This window comes from Providencia sp. PROV080, assembly GCF_033688105.1.
GTDB classification, from domain to species: Bacteria; Pseudomonadota; Gammaproteobacteria; order Enterobacterales; family Enterobacteriaceae; genus Providencia; species Providencia zhejiangensis.
In genome coordinates this window covers 3,393,404-3,412,995 of the sequence record NZ_CP096346.1, presented here as the reverse complement: position 1 = coordinate 3,412,995, position 19,592 = coordinate 3,393,404, and the positions used below count along the sequence as shown (strand labels likewise).

At 38.2% G+C, this 19,592-nt stretch carries 17 protein-coding genes; 13 read left to right on the top strand and 4 right to left on the bottom strand.

All coding sequences use genetic code 11. The annotated features are described in order from the left end of the window. Positions 1-20 precede the first annotated feature (20 nt). The 7 genes from M1F03_RS15295 to M1F03_RS15265 all read left to right on the top strand — a co-directional run bounded on the left by M1F03_RS15295 (position 21) and on the right by M1F03_RS15265 (position 7,914). Complete coding sequence (locus M1F03_RS15295; protein ID WP_318839994.1) at positions 21-380, top strand: hypothetical protein; 360 nt, start codon at positions 21-23, stop codon at positions 378-380. Positions 381-434: 54 nt separating this feature from the next. Beyond that, positions 435-1,597, top strand: a protein-coding gene (locus tag M1F03_RS15290) for an IS3 family transposase (protein WP_130574490.1) whose coding sequence is annotated in 2 segments (ribosomal slippage) — positions 435-699 and positions 699-1,597 — 1,164 coding nt in all. Because the reading frame shifts where the segments join, the coding sequence is not laid out codon by codon here. A gap of 57 nt (positions 1,598-1,654) precedes the next feature. Continuing rightward, complete coding sequence (locus M1F03_RS15285; RefSeq protein WP_318839993.1) at positions 1,655-2,383, top strand: hypothetical protein; 729 nt, start codon at positions 1,655-1,657, stop codon at positions 2,381-2,383. A 788-nt stretch (positions 2,384-3,171) separates the two neighbouring features. Next, positions 3,172-3,408, top strand: coding sequence for a HEAT repeat domain-containing protein (locus M1F03_RS15280; protein ID WP_154635708.1), 237 nt, complete (start codon positions 3,172-3,174; stop codon positions 3,406-3,408). Positions 3,409-3,725: 317 nt separating this feature from the next. Next, on the top strand, positions 3,726-4,025 hold the full coding sequence (locus tag M1F03_RS15275) for an HdeA/HdeB family chaperone (protein ID WP_014657621.1): 300 nt from the start codon (positions 3,726-3,728) through the stop codon (positions 4,023-4,025). Between the two features lie 521 nt (positions 4,026-4,546). Beyond that, positions 4,547-6,751, top strand: a complete 2,205-nt coding sequence (locus M1F03_RS15270) for a TonB-dependent siderophore receptor (RefSeq protein ID WP_318839992.1) — start codon at positions 4,547-4,549, stop codon at positions 6,749-6,751. Positions 6,752-6,813: 62 nt separating this feature from the next. Further along, entirely contained in the window at positions 6,814-7,914 is a 1,101-nt protein-coding gene (locus M1F03_RS15265) for an ABC transporter substrate-binding protein (protein WP_154623510.1), read from the top strand. A gap of 156 nt (positions 7,915-8,070) precedes the next feature. Here the strand turns inward: M1F03_RS15265 and M1F03_RS15260 are convergent, their stop codons facing one another. Further along, complete coding sequence (locus tag M1F03_RS15260) at positions 8,071-8,964, bottom strand: LysR family transcriptional regulator (protein ID WP_318839991.1); 894 nt, start codon at positions 8,962-8,964, stop codon at positions 8,071-8,073. A 98-nt stretch (positions 8,965-9,062) separates the two neighbouring features. Between M1F03_RS15260 and M1F03_RS15255 the strand changes: the two genes are divergently transcribed. The 6 genes from M1F03_RS15255 to M1F03_RS15230 all read left to right on the top strand — a co-directional run bounded on the left by M1F03_RS15255 (position 9,063) and on the right by M1F03_RS15230 (position 15,199). Beyond that, positions 9,063-10,394 (top strand): MFS transporter, encoded by a 1,332-nt coding sequence (locus tag M1F03_RS15255; protein WP_249999282.1) that lies wholly within the window; start codon positions 9,063-9,065, stop codon positions 10,392-10,394. A 3-nt stretch (positions 10,395-10,397) separates the two neighbouring features. Then, the gene (locus M1F03_RS15250; RefSeq protein ID WP_195848168.1) at positions 10,398-10,784 is read left to right on the top strand and encodes a hypothetical protein; all 387 of its coding nucleotides are present in this window, start codon (positions 10,398-10,400) and stop codon (positions 10,782-10,784) included. Positions 10,785-11,326: 542 nt separating this feature from the next. Continuing rightward, entirely contained in the window at positions 11,327-12,187 is an 861-nt protein-coding gene (locus M1F03_RS15245; protein WP_318839990.1) for a helix-turn-helix transcriptional regulator, read from the top strand. Between the two features lie 37 nt (positions 12,188-12,224). Further along, positions 12,225-13,301, top strand: a complete 1,077-nt coding sequence (locus tag M1F03_RS15240; RefSeq protein WP_154624194.1) for a chemotaxis protein — start codon at positions 12,225-12,227, stop codon at positions 13,299-13,301. 54 nt (positions 13,302-13,355) lie between these two features. Further along, positions 13,356-14,927, top strand: coding sequence for a cobalamin adenosyltransferase (locus M1F03_RS15235; RefSeq protein ID WP_318839989.1), 1,572 nt, complete (start codon positions 13,356-13,358; stop codon positions 14,925-14,927). Continuing rightward, the gene (locus M1F03_RS15230) at positions 14,924-15,199 is read left to right on the top strand and encodes a YkgJ family cysteine cluster protein (protein ID WP_249999276.1); all 276 of its coding nucleotides are present in this window, start codon (positions 14,924-14,926) and stop codon (positions 15,197-15,199) included. The genes M1F03_RS15235 and M1F03_RS15230 overlap by 4 nt, the downstream gene beginning before the upstream one ends. Before the next feature lie 114 nt (positions 15,200-15,313). On the opposite strand, the gene rpoD is transcribed toward M1F03_RS15230, so the two are convergent. The 3 genes from rpoD to rpsU form a co-directional block, all read right to left on the bottom strand. After that, positions 15,314-17,224, bottom strand: coding sequence for an RNA polymerase sigma factor RpoD (gene rpoD, locus M1F03_RS15225; RefSeq protein WP_257759871.1), 1,911 nt, complete (start codon positions 17,222-17,224; stop codon positions 15,314-15,316). A 116-nt stretch (positions 17,225-17,340) separates the two neighbouring features. Further along, a complete protein-coding gene (gene dnaG, locus M1F03_RS15220; protein ID WP_154624198.1) occupies positions 17,341-19,086 on the bottom strand; it encodes a DNA primase in 1,746 nt (581 codons plus the stop codon). Between the two features lie 117 nt (positions 19,087-19,203). Then, positions 19,204-19,419 carry a 30S ribosomal protein S21 gene (rpsU, locus tag M1F03_RS15215; protein WP_001144069.1) on the bottom strand — a complete coding sequence of 72 codons (216 nt, stop codon included), beginning with the start codon at positions 19,417-19,419 and terminating at the stop codon, positions 19,204-19,206. Between the last annotated feature and the right edge of the window lie 173 nt (positions 19,420-19,592).

Genomic DNA, 19,592 nt, shown 5'->3' with positions numbered 1-19,592 from the left:
TTAAATTTAGGAGTTAAATAATGGCATTGACTTTAAAAAGAAACGTCGTTAAGGCCATCTTAGCGTTATGTTTACTGAATAGCTCATTAGGGTTTGCTAATACTATTGATGTTACCATTCCACCGGATACAGAAATTGCCTATGTTTCGACGAATGCAAGCGTGTCATTAAGTGGACCAAGGTATAATACTGCAAATAGATCTTTAGATGGGTTGATCGCTATTACGGATGTCGTATATTTTTGTATTGGTGACGATATTCTATACGAAGAGGATGGGCACTATTATTTTTATTTAATAGATGAATATAATAATCATGTAGGGTACTTTTCCTTAAATTATTCAGCAATAGCAGAATGGGTTGAATATGTTCTGGTCTAATTCAAATAGACACTTCAATTTGAGACACTAGAAGTTGTCTGACTTGGAGTGATTATGAATCAGAAACGTAAATATAATAGCTACACCAAAGAATTCAAACAAGAAGCTGTTGCCTTGGTGACGGAGCAAGGTTACAGCGTGGTTGAAGCGGCTCAGGCCGTAGGTGTTAATCCCAACCAAATTTATGCTTGGAAAAAGCATTTTGAAGACCAAGCCAGCGGTGTTGCTCTATCTGATGATGAGCGTGCTGAGCTACGCAAACTACGCGCTGAAAACAAGCGTTTGCGCATGGAGAAAGAAATATTAAAAAAGGCTTCGGCCTTCTTCGCCAAGGAAATGAAATAAACTTTAAGTTTATTCACCAAGCACGGCAAGAAGGCTACCCAGTAGGCTTAAGTTGTAAGACGCTTGGGCTTAGTCGTTCAGGCTACTATGCATGGGATAAACGCCCAGCACAGCTCATTACTGAGGATACACTGATGTTGTATCGCACAGCTAAGCAACTTTTTAAAGACAGCCGTGAAAGCTTGGGTAGCCGTGAATTAATGAAAAAACTGAATCAGCATGGCTTCGCTATTGGTCGTTATAAAACGCGTTCCATCATGCAAAGGCTTAACCTTGTCGTTAGGCAGCGCGTAGCTTACAAGGTAACAACACAGCGCGATAAACGTCATTTGGCTGCGCCGAATTTAGTCAGTATGGACTTTAACCCAGAACGGCCCAACCAAGTATGGGCGGGTGATATTACCTACTTAAAAACGGCACAGGGCTGGATGTATTTAAGCGTGGTCATGGATCTTTATTCGCGGCGTATTGTTGGCTGGTCGATCAGTAAACGCATGACGACAGACTTAGTTTTAAAGTCATTGCAACAAGCTTATTGGCTAAGAAAGCACCCTAAGGGAGTTATCTTCCATAGCGACCGCGGTTCGCAATACACCAGTAAAAAGCTAAGGAAAGCCTTAGTCAGAATGGGTATAAAGCAATCAATGGGCGACACAGGCGCTTGCTGGGATAATGCAGTAGTTGAACGCTTCTTTGGAAGCTTAAAGCATGACTGGATATTAAAAGTCCATCACGCAACTTACGAAGAAATGGTTGCGGATGTTACGGCTTACATGAAGTATTATAACGTAAAAAGGCTTCATACAGCTAACGGGGATGTGAGCCCTGTTGAGTATGAAAATTATCAATTAAAAGTGTCCACTTGGACTTGACCAGTACAATATGATGGTTCAACAGATGAAGGGTTTGTTCGAGTCCATGATGGTGAAGTGATTGATATTGATAATTTAGAGCCAGTCAGAGGTAATTCATATTGTTTAACGCCCCCTAATCCTGACACAGGGGATGACTTTTTTGATGCTGATGACGATCGTTCTGTAGATATTACTGTGACAGGTGGCGTGATTAAATTTTTGTCTCCTGAAGATGCAGCGCCTGGAGAATATTTTATCGCGTTAAGTGATTTAGAGCGCATTGATAATTTATATGCGGCTTCATTGTCTCCTATACCTGAGGGGGATTTGTCACAAGTTTTAATTAGCTCTATTAATATCAATGTATTAGATGCTTGTACTATTGATGTAAATGGAAATACTTCACCTAGATTTTATCTTGCTTCTGATGAGTCAACAGGGCTTGTTGATTATGAACAAGTGACTGTTGAAATTGATTGTGATAGCCAAGTTGGTAATACAGTTTTAGGCTCAGTTCGATTGCAGACTGGACACATCATTAATGAACCCAATAAATTCTATTTAATTAATGAAGATTATGAAGATAACGGTTTATATATTGAAGGGATAATTAATCAGAATGGTTCAGACTGTGATGATGAGGGCGATATTCTCTTTACTGGTGAAACTTTTGATATTGAACTAGAAAGCAGTTCCACCTATAGCGGCGAATTTACTATTGACTGGAATTTATGCAAAGACGAGAACTATATTGAGCCTGGTGTTTATTATGGTGCTTTAGACTTATCTATATTTGCTAAGTAATGTAATCCCTCTCATATTTATTTAATATGAGAGGTTGCTATTTTAATTTGTTTTTTTTGTAATGTTTAATTGAATTGTTTCTAATATATTTTTGGTTGATTTTTTAAATAAAGAATCACTTAATTAAGTGTTGGGGTTTAATAAGTACAACTAGTAAGTTAAAATATAACAAATGTTACTTATTTCTTAATTTGAAATGGTTAAGTAGATTTTTTTGCTGTTTTTTAAACGGTTTTTTTATGTGGTAACTATATTAATATCATTAAGTTACCTCTTATAAAATATTCATGTGGTGGAATTAGTAGTTTCAGGTGCCTGTCTTAATCTTCAATAGATTTTAACTTCATAATATTTTTGCCTTCATATTTTTCTATATTATAACTCCACATTATACCTATTCGTCCTGAATATATCAATTTTACGGCAGGTATCTTTAATTGATTCCCATTTTCAACCAGATTTAGTATTACAACAACTTGATGTTCAACAATTAGGTTTTATACATAGCGATCTTCTCTGAGTACGTAATGAGTATGGATGGCGATTTTAAACTATGAGTCGTGTTTTTTAATGAAGGATAGTGCCCTTTCATCCAACGACGAGTATTTTATGTTATAAATCTTACGTCTAACTTGAACTATCGCTATAAATATTAAAACATATAATAAATGGGAGTAAATCTCCAATTAGCCACTTAAACTGTTCTTGAATACAGTAGGATGTAATTAATTATTTAACTTAAAATAACCAATTACATTCACTTATTTCTTACTACAACAGGCTAAACCATGGAAAAACAAATTATAGGGACACTTATCGAGTTGACTTTTCGAGGTAACGATGATGTCAAGATCGCGGCGATCTCCGCATTGGGTGATTATAAAGCGACAATAGAACAACAAGATGCAGTGATTAGATTAATTGAACTATGCAAAGATCCAAATAAAGAAGTGGCGGTATCTTCCATCCGCTCTTTAAGCAAGCTATCTGAGCATTTTAGTCGCTTAGTTACATATAATGACTGAGGCTCTCTTATAAATTAATTTTATGATATTGACCAACCTTTAATTAGTTTAAAAATATTAAACAATAATAATTTATACTCTCTTTAGTATGTATTTTTATTTCAGCTTTTTAACAGCAAAAAATTTTTTGTTATGTTGTTAATTAGTTGTCATTAATAATGACTTATTTTTTGTTATTAAAACGCCTTAATTGGATGGTCGTTTTTGTTTTATTATAATCTTATTATCCTAATAAGATTATATAAACTTTAATAAGTTTGTGATAAAAATAAACAGCCACATTGTTATGCATTATTTATACACATAAGAGGTTTATAATGAAAAAGATTGTTATCTCTAGCGTTTTAGCTGCAATGGCAGCATTCTCTTTTAATGCGATGGCTGCGGACTCGAATATTGTCACGCCTGAAAAAATGACTTGTCAGGAATATATTAACCTGAACCCACAAAGCTGGGCACCTGTTGCATTGTGGATCACCAATATGGATACACAATTTAAAGGTGGCGATTATGTTGCGTTAACAGAACAGAGTGTTGCAGAAGCGCCACAAATCGTTGAGTTCTGTAAGAAACATCCTGAAGGCACACTACAAGATTACTTAGCGTCAAAAAAATAAGTTAAGTTTCTACCCTAAATAATTTGAGTTTAACTTAGGTGATAAGTGAGCAAGTCGTTAAGCACAGATAAATGTTGTGGCGAGTACGAGCGAACCTAATCAGCAACGTTGTCACTTGAAATATCATGGGTAGTACAAAATCAAAGCCTTGTTAATATGGTGTTTGTTTTTAGTTTAATTAAAGGCAAACACCCTACTATTTGTTTTATATATCGTTTTAATTAGAGCAACGCTTTCTAGCCACTTTATTTATAAGTGTCCATTAATGGCAATTCAAGATTCGATAATCCTGCTTTTTGTCTGACCTTCTCCAACATTTCTTTTTCTGATTTATAAATATTCTGCTTTTCCCTCTTCTTTCCGTCGGCGATGTCTAAAAAAAGACACAAGAATGATAATAGTTCTTAATAGTATGTTTATTATCAGTTAAAATTATCCGCTAATTTAGCCGGATAAAAAGCCGTAATGTTATCGGCAGCGGCCTGTAAAAAAACACGACAACCTATTAGGATCTTAGGCACATGAAAATTAGGCATCTTTGGATACTCTCTCCATGTTTTGCTTCTTTTATTGCACCAGCAACATTCGCAGCAGAAAACAAACAAGATGAAATGACTGTCTCGGCAACGCGTTCTTATCGAAGTGTGTCGGAGATGGCTCAAACTACTTGGGTTATCGATAATGCGGAAATAGAACAGCAAGCAGAAGGAGGTAAAGAGTTAAAAGATATTCTGTCACAATTGATCCCCGGCATGAGTGTTAGCGGTCAAGGGCGTACTAATTACGGTATGAATATGCGTGGCCGCTCAATGATTGTGATGGTGGATGGGGTCCGTTTAAATTCTTCACGTAGTGATAGCCGCCAATTAGATTCTATCGACCCGTTTAATATTAACCATATTGAAGTGATTTCTGGCGCCACTTCTTTATATGGTGGCGGTAGTAGTGGTGGATTAATTAATATTGTCACCAAAAAAGGCCAAGAAGAAAAACAAGTCGACTTACAAATTGGCGGAAAAACCGGCTTTAGTAATGGCAAAGATCATGATGAAAATATTGCCGCGGCCATGAGTGGGGGGAATGAAAACGCCCATGGTCGTTTATCCGTTGCCTATCAACGTTATGGTGGTTGGTATGATGGCAAAGGTAAGGCAATTAATATTGATAATACACAAACAGGCCTACAATTTTCTGACCGCTTGGATGTCATGGGCGCTGGGGTTATTAATATTGATGATAATCAGCAGCTACAAGCCACGGTTCAATATTATAAAAGTGAGTCCGATGGTAAACATGGACTTTATTTAGGCAAAGATTTTGCGGCGGTGAAAGGCCAAGGCGAGGCTCATAATAGTGATAAATTAAATTCAGATCGCTTACCTGGTACTGAGCGTCACATGCTGAATTTACAATATTCGAATGGTGACCTTTGGGGGCAAGATTTTGTTGCCCAAGTTTATTATCGTGATGAGTCACAAAAATTCTATCCATTCCCTACGCTAAATAAGGCAAAGGATGTCACCAGTATTAGCGCCTCTGATCAAAAAACCAATTTCTATGGTACTAAGCTGACGTTTAATAGCGAGCCGGTTGAGCATTTGACGCTGACGTATGGTGCTGACGCTGAGCACGAACAATTTCGTGCTAATCAAATGTTCTTTAATTTAGATAAAGCGAAAGAATCGGGTGGCATGGATTTGAAAAAAGCCTATCAAGTTGGGCGTTATCCAAGTTATACCACAACCAATATGGCCGCTTTCTTGCAAAGTAGCTACGATATTAATCCAATATTCACTTTAAGCGGCGGTGTGCGCTATCAATATACTGAAAACAAAGTGGATGACTTTGTTGGGTATGCGCAACAACAGCAAATAGCAGAAGGTAAAATTAAATCTGCCGATGCTGTGCCGGGGGGGAATACCGATTATAATAACTTGTTATTTAATGCAGGCTTATTGGTGAATTTAACTAAAAACCAGCAAACATGGTTTAATTTCTCTCAAGGTTTTGAAATTCCCGATATTGCCAAATATTATGGAACAGGGAAATATGCAGCAACCCCAGATGCTAATGGGCATCTTGCATTAGAAAATAGCGTTAATATTAATGATACTAAAGTGAAAGGTATTAAAGTTGACTCCTATGAACTGGGGTGGCGCTATACTGGAGATAATTTACGCACACAAATTGCCGCTTATTATTCATTGTCAGACAGAAGTTATGACATTAATAACGCGGATATGACTATCTATATGAAGTCAGATAAACGTCGTATTTATGGCGTGGAAGGGGCTGTTGATTATTTCTTTGAAGATAGTGATTGGAGTGTTGGTAGTAACTTTAATCTGCAAAAATCAGAAACCAAAGTGGATGGTAAATGGGAGAAATGGAGCGTTAAATTTGCTAGCCCATCAAAAGTCACTGCATATGTGGGATGGGAGCCAAATGATTGGTCTCTACGTTTACAAAGCCAGCAAACCTTTAATGTTTCCGATGCGGATGGTAACAAGCTTGATGGTTATAATACCGTGGATTTCTTAAGCAGTTATTTATTGCCAGTTGGTAAAGTCAGTTTTGCGGTAGAAAATTTACTGGATGAAGATTACACCACGATTTGGGGGCAACGTGCGCCAAAATTATATAGTCCGAATTATGGTGCAGCAGATCTGTATACCTATAAAGGTAGAGGAAGAACTTTTGCGTTGAATTATAGTGTGACGTTTTAAGTTGAATATCTTGTGAGCCATCTTATTGATGGCTCATCTTTATGACTCAATGAGGTTATTGAATGAAATGGCTATTAACTGGGTTACTATGTTTAGTCAGTGTGATTGCATCAGCTAAAACGCCCACTGTGATGACTGATTTGCAAGGCCGCAAAGTGAGTGTCGATCTTCCCGTCGACAAACTATTTTTGATCGATGGGCGAGATATTTTATCGGTCGATATTGCGGGGGGAAAAGACGCTTTCTCACGTATTGTTGGCTGGAGTGATTCGTTAGAACAGTACGCGCCTGATTTAAAACAGGCTTATTTTTCTGCGGTTCCTGAATTAGCTAACATACCAACCTTAAGAAAAACCCGCGAAACGGGCATTCAAATTGAAAAATTACTTGAGCTGGCGCCTGAAGTGGTATTAATGCATAAATCTAATTATGCCGCGATGCGCGATAGCCAATTTATGCCACAACTGGAAGCCGCAGGGATCAAGGTTATTTTTATTGACTTCCGTATGGATATCGCCAATAACACGCCAAAAAGTATTGTGTTATTAGGCGAATTATTAGGAACTCAGGAACGTGCAAACCGCTTTGCGACACTGTACCAAGAAAAACTAGCCGCCATTGAAGGGCAGCTGAAAAAACCGTATCCGTCGGTATTAATTGAGGCTAATGCAGGCTTATTTGCTGATAGTTGTTGCCAACTTTATGGTCGTTCAGGTTTTGGGGTTTTAGCAAGTCTTGCGGGTGGTAACAATTTAGTGGAAGACAGTTTTCCGGCTAAAGGTGCTGAAAGCTCAATTGAAAATATTATTACCTTAAACCCTGAATTTTATGTATTAACCGGCGCAGATTGGCAGAATTTTAATCGTCGCTCAACGGCCGTTAAACTGGGTTATGATGCAGATGCAACGGTGGCTAAAAAGCAATTGGCTAAGCTTGTCGATCGCCAAGGAATTTCATCGCTGACAGCAGTGAAAGAGAAGCATGTCATGGCGATTTATCATAACTTCTATAATAACCCAATGAATATTTTTGCTATTGAAGCTATGGCTAAGTTTATGCATCCGCAAACTTTTACAACTTTACAGCCTGAACAAAATTTGCAGGAATTCTTACAGCAGTTTACGGCTATTAAAGCGAATGGGGTGTTTTGGATTACCCTTTAATATATGCGTCATACTTTAATATTTCACTATTGCTAATGACGCTCATTCATACATAGTCTGGCCTAGCTCTTTCATTATTAATTGCTGAGTCGTTTTTAGCGTTATTAACCGTAGAAATGTTATTTTTAGGCCGTGATGCGATAGGACACGGCTTTTTTATAGGCTAAATTTTCCAACTAAGTAATCAATAAATACACGAGTTTTTGCAGGTAGAGTGGTGCTATTTGGATAAAGTAGCTGAATATTCTGTGAAGGTAGATAAAACTCAGGTAGTAAACGAATGAGACGCCCTGCATGAATATCATCATTGACGAGCCAATCAGGACAGATAGCGACCCCAAGAGAGGCCAGTACCATTTGGTGGATCACCGCTGCCGAATTCGATTCATATTGGCCTTTTATGATGGGAAGAGGGTATTTTTCCCCTAGCGTATTTTTTAGCAGGTATTGTGTATCTTGCCAATTCAGTAATGAATGGGTTATCCAAGGAATTTGTGCTAAATCGTTAATCCCTTTAACGGGATAGTGTTTTAATAGTTCAGGGGTTGCCACAATAGAGATTTGGTATTCACCAATTTTACGTATTTTTAGGGATGAGCTTTTTAAATTACCTAAACGTATTGCAAGATCTAATTTTTCGGTGACTAAATCATCTAATGAAGAATTGAAACTGTATTGCAGTCGTAATTTAGGATAAAGACGGCAAAATTCAGGGAGTAATGGCAAAATATAACGTTGTCCAAATTCATTAGTGGATGAAAAACGTAGTAAGCCTGTGACATTGGTTGCTAAATTTTGGCTTCTTTCAAACGCTTCTTCTATCTCTAATTGGATAGGTTTAAAGTCATCATAAAAATGTTTTCCTGCTTCGGTGAGGGCAATATTACGTGTATTACGTATGAGCAGGCTGACATTCAACCGTATCTCTAATTGTTTAATATCAATACTGACCATAGAGCGGCTCATGCCTAAAATATCAGCCGCTTTGGTAAAAGATCCCGAATCAACCACTTGTAGAAAAGTGGTTATTTGCTTAAGGTTTTTTTGCATAATCAGTCTGATTGTTTGCCATTATTAAACAATGAGTTTAATCCTCTTATATCGACAAAGAAAGGGGGAATACCTACTCTTGTGCGCCGGAGGTAGGTATGTCTTATCGATATAAAATCGCAACTGTTTTTTTAATTGGCTTCTTTATCGACTGTATTAATATTTTTATGTCAGCGATTGCATTGCCTGATATTGCTTCAGCGTTTTCTACCAGCCAATCAATGGTGGCTTGGGTCGCTAATAGTTATATCTTAGGTTTAGTCTTGATCATGCCATTGAGTTTATGGCTAGCAGGACAATTAGGTAACCAAAAGCTGCTCAGTCTGTCTATGCTGTTATTCTCAGTCAGTGTTTTATTGTGTGGACTGAGTCATTCAATTTATAGCTTGATCATTTGGCGTTTTATTCAAGGTGTTGCTGGTGGGTTACTGATCCCTGTGGGACAGGCGCTTGTTTTTGAGCTATTTCCAGGTAAAGAGCGCCATCGTATTTCAACTTTAATTATGGTTGTCGCCCTAATTGCACCTGCATTTTCTCCGGCGGTAGGGGGAATGATTATTGATTCATTCTCGTGGCGCTGGGTATTTTACGCAAATCTGCCTTTTTCATTATTTGCGGCAATTTTAGCGTGGTCATGGGTGAAAAATGATGGACGGCAACAAAGAGAAAAGCCTGATGTATTAGGGTTGATTATGGTGAGTTTTAGTTTACTGTTCTTGTTGTTATCTTTTTCCTTTTATAACGATTATCACAGTACCGTACTAGCTCTGAGCAGTTTTCTATTTTCTGCTTTTATTCTGGTTTTATATCTTCAATACGCCAAAAAATGTTCGGCGCCTATTTTGAATTTTCAGTTACTCGTAAATAGTCATTTGCGTAATGCTTTTATTGTTTATTACGCAGTACCTGGTGTATTTACCGGTGTCAATTTACTCAATATTTTTAACTTACAAAATAATTTACATTTTAGCGCAGCTCAGACGGGCATGTTTATGCTGTTATATGCCGCGGGGGCTTTGCTATCAATGTTAAGTGGTGGTTATCTCTATCACCAGATTGGTAAGAAAACGCTATTTTTTGTAGGAATTACGACTCATAGCTTAGGGATTATGTTGCTGTTTTGGGTATCAAGTTACTCAGATTTGGCCTTACTCATAGTTGCTTATTTATTAATGGGAGCAGGTGGAGGGCTGTGTACTAATACTGCTCAGATCAGTGCATTAATTGATTTTACAGGGAAGGATTTATTGCAAGGCAGTGTGTTATGGAACATTAATCGCCAAGTTGCGTTCAGTGTAGGAACGGTCGTGTTGGTGTCTATTTTTAGTGTCGTCAGCGTCCAAAATGACTTATTGCGCTATCAATATACTTTTATGGCCGCAGCGATTATCGGTTTACTGTCATTAGTCGCCGTATTAAAAGAGAGATAAACTATGGGTAACATGGAAAAAGCATTGCAGAGTGTGATAGATCTGCATATTTCGATTGAAAATGTATTTACTGGTAAAGATCAGAATGCATTAGGGCCTTTATTAGCTAGCTTTGATAAAAATTTTGCCATGGTGACAATAAAGGGAGAACGCATCGGTTTAGAACAGATTAACACCTTATTTAATCATAATATGGGAACAAGACCTTCATTAAAGATCACGCTTTCTGATATTAAACCTATTTTAGATACAGGGGAGTATTGTTGGCTACAATACCAAGAGCGACATGAAACAGCGGATTCATGGCTATTACGAACTTCCACGGTATGTATTAAGGTAGATGGAGAGCATTGTCTTTGGGTATACTTACATGAAACTCCTCAGCAATAAATATTAATTGATAGGTTTAAGTGTTAGCTTTTAGTCAACGCTAACACTTAACTAGATGATTTTTTTAATTGTTTAATCTATTTTTCTGCTTATTTTCTTGCATTATTTCAATATAAATACCATCCAAATTTTATCTACAGTGCATTACTACACGTTCGTTAATTTGCTTTTTAAATCGAACTTATTTCACTTCTATCGTTAACTTAACCTATTTTCTTTATTTGAATAATAAAGATATTACAAAATAGATGATTATGACTCGTTTGATGAGTTATGTTATGTGTCACTAAAAACGACTTATTTAGATTGTCTTTTTTAAAAACATAATGCGCTAATTTTTGTAGCGCATGCAGTAAATGACAATATTTTTGAGTAAAAGTGTTTTTATCTCATCGTCAATTTAAATCACAGGGGGTAAAAATTGAGAAACGCATAATAAGAATTATCTTATGCGATAAAAAGTTTTGTACTGACGCTATTTGTCACTGAGTTTGATATTCTTTGTGCAATCAATCTTAACCTAAATCATAGTTGGTGATAAAATGGATGACTATAAAAAAAATCAAGGAGTCAGATTAGCGACAATTATTCTCGAAACTTATCTTTATGGTGAAGTCGATAAATGTGAGCTAGCTTCTCGTTTTAAAGTCAGCGAGCGGACAATTTATCGAGATTTGAATTCATTAAGCTTAATTTTAGAGCATAAAGGGAATTCGAAGTACGGTTTTTCGACAGTTGTCGAATATTATAAAATGATTTCTTTTTTTGGCATAGATAAGTATTTACCTGATTTTAGTCAATCTTTTCTGAAAAGTATTCCTGAGACTATTCAGAATAGAAGTGTTCTCATTAAATTTAATGGTATTGAGCATAAGATTAAGAGTTACTTAAAAAAACATTATGAAAAAATCAGGTATGCAATTGATAATAAAAGAGAATGTCATATTCTCTATAAAAACAAAAATCGGATAATACATCCCTATAAACTGGTATGTCACAATACGATTTGGTATTTGAATGCAATGGAAGAGGGGAAGCTTAAGTCATTTTCATTGAATAGAATTGAATGGTTAGATGTAAGCAAAGTAACATTTTCACCAGATGATAATATTTTGAATATATTAATGGGAAGTAAGGACCCATGGACTAGCCATAATAATTTTAATGTTCGAGTACAGGTTTCATCATCAATATCTGATTACTTCAAGAGAAGGGATGTGTTACCAAATCAGTATATTGTTGATGAAAATAGTGAGTATTTAACAGTTTCATGTTCTGCAATGAGTGAAAAACAGATTTTACCTTTAATCCAATACTGGATCCCAAATATTAAAATATTAGAGCCAGAATGGTTAAAGGTAAAGTTTGAAAAAAAATTACAAGATTATATTAGTCACTTGTAACGAGTTATTTTAATTTTATCAAAATTGAGAGGATTGTATGGCAATACCATTTATTATTGCAGGTGCGGCTATTGCTGCCGCCGCGTTTGGTGGAAAGAAAGCTTATGACGGTTACCAAACAAAATCAGAAGCGGATGATATGTTAGCGAAAGCTCAACGCCGTTATGATGAAAATAAAGAGGTTCTGGAATCTATTAATGTCAGTACGACCAATGAATTAGAGAAGCTAGGTACGCTTGAATTACAAATTGGTGAAAGTTTCAGTAAGTTTAATACTATCGCACAATCAATATTAAAACAGCTAAATGAATCAGGACAGGATATTTCTATCTCTATTCCTCGTCATGAAATTAATAAAATTGAAAACTTAGCGATTTCAGCAACAGAGTATCTAGGAACCTTAGTCGGTGCCGGTGCATCAAGTGCTGCGGCAGGTTTTGCTGTTTATGGCGGTGTGATGGCATTTGCCGCGGCATCGACGGGAACACCAATTGCAGCGCTTTCAGGTGCGGCTGCTTATAATGCGACAATGGCGGCTATCGGTGGTGGTTCACTGGCCGCCGGGGGATGGGGGATGGCCGGTGGCGCAATGGTGTTAGGCGGTGCCGTTGTTGCTCCTATCTTAGCTATTGCGGGTTGGGCTTATAATTCCCATGCCGAAAAAGCGTTAGATAATGCTCGAAAAATTCGTTCTGAAGTTAATGGTGCCGTTGCAAAAATGACTTTAGCACATGAGAATTTAACGAAAACTAAAGAGTATGTTGTCGCTATTTATCATGTTTTGGAAGCACAATTCAATGTGTTTAAACCCTATTTATTGGCGCTTATAGAGGCAGACAAGATAATTCAACGTAATAAAGCATTGGGCAACACAAATACCCATGGTATTACGGATGAATTAAAATTGACCATTAATAATGGCTATAAGCTCGCCGCTATTATGACTAATCTAATTACGACACCATTATTTAAGCCAAAATTAAATGAAAATAATGAGGTTGTTATCGTTGATGAAGTTATCGAAATTGAAACGGATAGCCACGGGCTAAAAGTTATCAATCAGGATTGCCTAGATAAACAGTTAGATGAAACTGAGCGTTTTACTCTATCTTAATGACATCATAAATTATAAGTAGCAGTGCTCGGCTGCTACTTATCGGTAAAGCATATGCAGCAGAAAAATTATAATTGGCAAAAGGAAGTGAACGATACAATTGTTCAAAGTTTAGTGACTTCTTTTGGTTTAGATTTTTTATTATTAAAAGATAAAAAAGGGGGCGATGTTGATACCATCCATAATGTCAGAAACGATATTTGGGCGACAGAAGTAGAAAAAGATCGTTATGAGAATCGTGGGCAATACGATTCTCATGAATATCACAGTCATGAAAACTACAAAGAAACAAACCGTAGAGGTAAGCAACAAAAATTATCCGGTGAATTAATTGATTCTTACACTGGCGAAACTTTTAGTCAGCAAGATGTGACTAATCTTGATCACATTATTGCCGCTTATGAGGTCCATAATGACCCTGCACGTGTTCTTGCTGAAATTGATGGTGCGGATTTAGCGAACCGTGACTCAAATTTGACCTTTACGAATGAAACATTAAATAAGTCGAAAAAAGCCCAAAAAATGGCAGACTTTATGGTGAATTTAAAATCACAGCAAACACAGATTAAAACAGAAATTAATGTGTTAGAAAGTAAAGGGCAACTAACCGATATTGAGCTAAAAAAACTCAAGACACTTAAGAATAAGCAAAAAGCCAATTTTGATGTCATGGAGGCTATCGATAAAAAGGCCAGAAAACAGTATGACGCTGAAATTAGTCGTAAGTACTACAGTAGCAGTAAGTTTTTTGTGAATACGGCCTCAGCGGCCATTAACACTGGGTTGAGAATGGGAGCAAGGCAAATGCTAGGGATTGTATTTGCAGAGCTTTGGTTTGAATTAAAAGACGCTATCCCGAAGTTGATTGAACAGCATAAAACAAACTTTAAACTTAAAATTTTCATTGAAGATTTGAGGGATGTTGTCACAAATATTTGGGAAAGATTAAAGGTCCGTTTTAAAGATTTTTGGACTGAGTTTAATAATGGGCTGTTTGGTGGGCTATTAGCGAGTGTAACAACTACGATGCTGAATATCTTCCTGACATCCACAAAACTGATAGTAAAATTAATTCGAGAGTCAGTAAATAGTTTATTTTCAGCGGCTAAGCTACTATTTTTTAACCCTGAAAATTTAGCATTAGGCGATTTGCTAAAATCAGCCATTAAAATTATTTCGACCAGTATCTCTGTTATTTTAGGTTCAATGATAACAACATACTTGAATGGAATATTATCATTTCCCTTCGGTAATGATGTGGCAGTATTTATTGGCGTTTTGATTTCCGGCTTATTGACATTGGCGATGTGTTATTTTTTAGAGCATAGTGAGTTCATGCAAAAAATTTGGAATTTTTTGAATAAATTCCGAAATAAATATGAGCTGACATTACAGTACTACCGAGAAGTTAATGCGGCTTTAGATGAATATCTTGTCAAACTTGTTCTGCTCGAGTTTAACTTTAATGTGACTGAAATGCAGGTATTTACCAATGCATTACAAGTGACGAATTCAGAATATGAGCGAAAAATTATTCTCAATCAGGAAATTAAGAGAAATAATATTGTATTGCCCTTTGATGCAGAAAGTGATGATTCATTCAGCGAGTGGCTGGACTCATTATGAGCTTAGAAACCGAGTCGCTATTTCCTTGTGATAAATGTGGGGCATGCTGCCGCCATGTTGATCGTGCGCATGAAACTCAATTTCTTGATCGAGGTGATGGCGTTTGTAAGAATTATAATGAAACTAATATGTTATGTACTATCTATGATGAGCGTCCAGATATCTGCCGTGTCGATAAACAGTATTCGCTTCATTATCACAAACAATATACATGGCATGAATTCATTGAAATTAACAGAATTGCTTGTGAGATAATACTGAGCAGTGAATAGTGTTGATGTATGACATGCTGATTAATGACGTCATGACTAAAATGGTCATTTATCGTTTAGTGACATAAAAAAACACCTGCCGAAGCAGGTGTTTGATGACTAATTAAAGGCTCATTATTCGTCAAGGAAGCTACGTAGAACTTCAGAGCGGCTTGGATGACGCAATTTACGTAGAGCTTTAGCCTCGATTTGACGAATACGCTCACGCGTAACGTCGAACTGTTTACCCACCTCTTCTAAGGTATGGTCGGTGTTCATATCGATACCAAAACGCATACGTAGAACTTTTGCTTCACGAGCCGTCAGACCTGCCAGCACTTCATGAGTTGCTGAACGCAGACTTTCTGATGTCGCTGAGTCTAATGGTAGCTCTAACGTGTTATCTTCAATAAAGTCGCCGAGATGTGAATCTTCATCATCACCGATTGGCGTTTCCATTGAGATTGGCTCTTTAGCGATCTTCAGGACTTTACGGATCTTGTCTTCCGGCATCATCATACGTTCCGCTAACTCTTCAGGGGAAGGTTCACGGCCCATTTCCTGTAGCATCTGACGAGAGATACGGTTCAGTTTGTTGATGGTTTCAATCATATGTACCGGAATACGAATGGTACGAGCCTGATCCGCGATAGAACGTGTAATTGCCTGACGGATCCACCAAGTTGCATAGGTCGAGAATTTATAACCACGGCGATATTCAAATTTATCAACCGCTTTCATCAGACCAATATTACCTTCTTGGATTAGGTCAAGGAATTGCAAACCACGGTTGGTATATTTCTTCGCGATAGAAATTACCAGACGTAAGTTTGCTTCAACCATCTCTTTTTTCGCACGGCGTGCTTTCGCTTCACCGATAGACATACGACGGTTAATATCTTTTACCTGTTCAATTGTCAGGCCAGTTTCTTCTTCAATTTGACGTAATCTTTGCAGACAACGCAAAATTTCTTCTTCAACTTCTAGCAGCTTTTCACACCAAGGCTTGTTCATCGCTTTGGCTGCTGTTAACCAAGTTTCACTGGTTTCATTGCCACTGAATAACGTGATGAAGTTTTTCTTAGGCATTTTGCACTGTTCAACACATAGCTTCATGATAGTACGTTCTTGGAAACGAACGCGATCCATCATTTCACGCATGTTATTGACCAGATAGTCAAATTGCTTAGGCACTAAACGGAATTGCTTGAAGACTTCAGAAAGTTCTTCGATAGCAAGTGCTGTTTGTGCATTGCTACGACCAAACTGCTTAATGTGCTGACGCGTTTTTTCGTATTGCGTACGCAATTCACCGAATTTTTCACGGGCTAGTTCAGGATCGATGCTGTTATCATCATCGCTATCGCTGTCATCGCCGTCTTCGTCTTCATCATCATCTTCATCATCGTCTTTATCCAACTCTTCTTGTGGAAGCTCAGAACCAACGTGTGTTGCGGTTGGTGCTAAATCTTCTTCAGCGTTAGGATCGACGAAACCAGTAATCAAATCGGATAAGCGGCTTTCGCCTGCTTCAACGAGGTCATACTGTTCGAGTAGATAAGTAATGGCTTCAGGGTACTCTGCAACAGAGCACTGAACTTGGTTGATGCCATCTTCGATACGTTTTGCTATGTCGATCTCACCTTCACGGGTTAAGAGTTCGACGGTACCCATTTCACGCATGTACATGCGCACAGGGTCTGTAGTACGACCAATTTCACTTTCCACACTGGATAGAACTTGAGCAGCGGCTTCTGCTGCATCTTCATCCGTATCGGAAGTGGTTTCAGCGAGTATCAAATCATCGGCGTCAGGTGCTTCTTCCATGACCTGGATGCCCATGTCATTAATCATCTGGATGATATCTTCAATCTGATCTGAATCGACGATATCTTCCGGCAGATGGTCGTTGACCTCAGCATAGGTTAAGTAACCTTGCTCCTTACCCTTGGTTACGAGTAGCTTAAGCTGCGACTGCGGGTTTTGCTCCATAAGACGGTATCCACACTTCTGAGTATTTAGATTGGTGTCGGTCGGCGAAACAATCGGCCAACAAGAACATTCAAAGGGGATTTTTATTGTTACGCTACGCCCCTTTAATTTCGTAGCATTTTACAGGCATTTGCCTTTAGTAAATCGGCACTTAAGCCGTTTGGTATTCATTATATTTTCACACGTGACAGTGTGATAAGGCGGACTTCGGCGCGTTCTTCTGGGGTCAGCCCTTCAGTTCGTTCTTTGGCTATCAAATAGTCAAAACGCTCATCAAGCGCGCTGTTAAATAGATGGTTTAAAGCATCTTTAAATGTCTTTTCCGCTATTTCCTCTATTTCTATATCGTTCCAAGTTGCCAGTTTTTCAAGTTGATTCGCAAATTTATTATCACGATACAGCTCAAGCAACTGCCCAGTCGTCATTCCGGGGTTGGATTGGCAAACATCGACCAATTCCTGAAATAGAGAAAGCCCCGGCATTTGAATATGGGCGATCCCCTCTAATGAGGGAACGGATTCCGAAAAACTCGGATTCTGCACCAACAAAGCGATTAAAATTCGCATTGTGGTTGGTTTTAATTTTGGTGCTTGGTAACTGACCGGTTCAGCATTCTCTCTATCAATCATAGCAAGAACCTGAGAAATATCAGGTATACCGATAAAATTTCCCAATTCTTGTGCCATATAGAGGCGCAATGTTTCACCAGGTATTTGTTTTATCAAAGGGATGGCAAGTTTACTAAATTTTGCTCTCCCTTCTTGTGTCTTTAAATCAACCTGTGGTACGAGTGAGTCGAACAGAAATGACGATAATGTTTGTGCGTCATTCATTCGTAATTCAAATGCCTCTTTACCTTCTTTGCGGACTAAAGAGTCAGGATCTTCACCATCAGGTAAAAACATAAATCGTAACTGGCGGCCATCAGTCAAATAAGGCAGTGCTGTTTCAAGTGCACGCCACGCTGCTTCTCTTCCTGCTCGGTCACCGTCATAACAACAAATAACAGTATCTGTTGAACGATAGAGCAATTGAATATGCTCAGACGTTGTCGAGGTACCGAGTGATGCAACCGCATAACGGATGCCATATTGGGCTAACGCCACGACATCCATATAGCCTTCAACAACCAGTAACTTATTAAGTTCATTACTGTGTTGTGTCGCCTCATAGAGACCAAATAATTGACGGCCTTTATGAAAGATATCGGTTTCGGGCGAGTTTAAATATTTAGGTAACGCATCACCTAAAACTCGGCCACCAAAAGCAATAACACGACCACGACGATCACGAATTGGGAACATGACTCGTTCCCTGAATCGGTCATAAGTACGGCCATTATCATTGGTCACTAACATGCCAGCATCATCAAGCTGTTTGCGACTTTCTGGGTTTACAGCAAATTTTTTGAGCAAATTATCCCACCCCGCTGGGGCAAAACCTATCGAAAAATGCTCAATAATGTCAGCTGTTAAACCACGTTGGCTTAAATAATCTTTAGCTTTAGTTGCCGATGGATGACTTAAGGCAGCGTGGTAAAAATGGTTTATTTTCTCCATCAATTGGTACAGATTTTGCCGTTGATGAAGTTCGATTTGGCTTGCGCCTGTTCCTGTTTCATAAGGAACATCAAGGCCATGTAAAGCAGAAAGTTCTTCGATGGCTTCGACAAAGTCGAGTTTGTCGTAATTCATCAAAAAGTCGATCGCATTACCATGTGCACCACAGCCAAAACAGTAATAAAACTGCCTTTCACTATTTACGGTGAAAGAAGGTGTTTTTTCGTTATGGAACGGACAGCACGCGTGATGATTTTTACCCTGTTTTTTTAACGGGACTTTTGCATCGACTAAATCGATGATGTCGGTTCTCGCTAACAAATCATTGATAAATGAACGCGGGATTCGTCCAGCCATAAGCCTCTTTTTCGCCTGTTGATGAACGATAATAAGCCGCGCTTCCCTCAGGAAAGCACGGCCTTTAACTGCTAACTAATACTGCCTGCTATGGTTGCGGTGGCTACCGCGTCCAAATTAGTACAGACGAGTACGGCGTGCGTTTTCGCGAGCCAGTTTCTTAGCGTGACGCTTAACAGCAGATGCTTTAGCGCGCTTACGCTCAGTCGTTGGTTTTTCATAGAATTCACGACGACGTACTTCAGCTAAGACTCCTGCTTTTTCGCAGGAACGTTTGAAACGACGCAGTGCAACGTCGAATGGCTCGTTTTCACGTACTTTAATTACCGGCATGTGCCTCTCACCTCAATAGAAATCGGGTTGTTGCTGGCTTTATTCAACCAGCCGTCATTTAAAATGGTGCGGAATTTTACTTCAATGAGTACGGGTTTGTAAAGTGCCGTATAAAATTGAAACACACAAGATTACCAGTTCGTTGTTTTATTTGATGAAAAAAACAGCGAAGT

Bases quoted from the DNA above. Each gene is read 5' to 3' on its own strand.
- M1F03_RS15265 (WP_154623510.1), top strand. From the start codon at position 6,814: ATGAAATGGCTATTAACTGGGTTACTATGTTTAGTCAGTGTGATTGCA.
- M1F03_RS15250 (WP_195848168.1), top strand. From the start codon at position 10,398: ATGGGTAACATGGAAAAAGCATTGCAGAGTGTGATAGATCTGCATATT.
- M1F03_RS15255 (WP_249999282.1), top strand. From the start codon at position 9,063: ATGTCTTATCGATATAAAATCGCAACTGTTTTTTTAATTGGCTTCTTT.
- M1F03_RS15235 (WP_318839989.1), top strand. From the start codon at position 13,356: ATGCAGCAGAAAAATTATAATTGGCAAAAGGAAGTGAACGATACAATT.
- M1F03_RS15240 (WP_154624194.1), top strand. From the start codon at position 12,225: ATGGCAATACCATTTATTATTGCAGGTGCGGCTATTGCTGCCGCCGCG.
- M1F03_RS15280 (WP_154635708.1), top strand. From the start codon at position 3,172: ATGGAAAAACAAATTATAGGGACACTTATCGAGTTGACTTTTCGAGGT.
- M1F03_RS15230 (WP_249999276.1), top strand. From the start codon at position 14,924: ATGAGCTTAGAAACCGAGTCGCTATTTCCTTGTGATAAATGTGGGGCA.
- M1F03_RS15270 (WP_318839992.1), top strand. From the start codon at position 4,547: ATGAAAATTAGGCATCTTTGGATACTCTCTCCATGTTTTGCTTCTTTT.
- rpsU (WP_001144069.1), bottom strand. From the start codon at position 19,419: ATGCCGGTAATTAAAGTACGTGAAAACGAGCCATTCGACGTTGCACTG.
- M1F03_RS15275 (WP_014657621.1), top strand. From the start codon at position 3,726: ATGAAAAAGATTGTTATCTCTAGCGTTTTAGCTGCAATGGCAGCATTC.
- M1F03_RS15260 (WP_318839991.1), bottom strand. From the start codon at position 8,964: ATGCAAAAAAACCTTAAGCAAATAACCACTTTTCTACAAGTGGTTGAT.
- M1F03_RS15295 (WP_318839994.1), top strand. From the start codon at position 21: ATGGCATTGACTTTAAAAAGAAACGTCGTTAAGGCCATCTTAGCGTTA.
- M1F03_RS15245 (WP_318839990.1), top strand. From the start codon at position 11,327: ATGGATGACTATAAAAAAAATCAAGGAGTCAGATTAGCGACAATTATT.
- dnaG (WP_154624198.1), bottom strand. From the start codon at position 19,086: ATGGCTGGACGAATCCCGCGTTCATTTATCAATGATTTGTTAGCGAGA.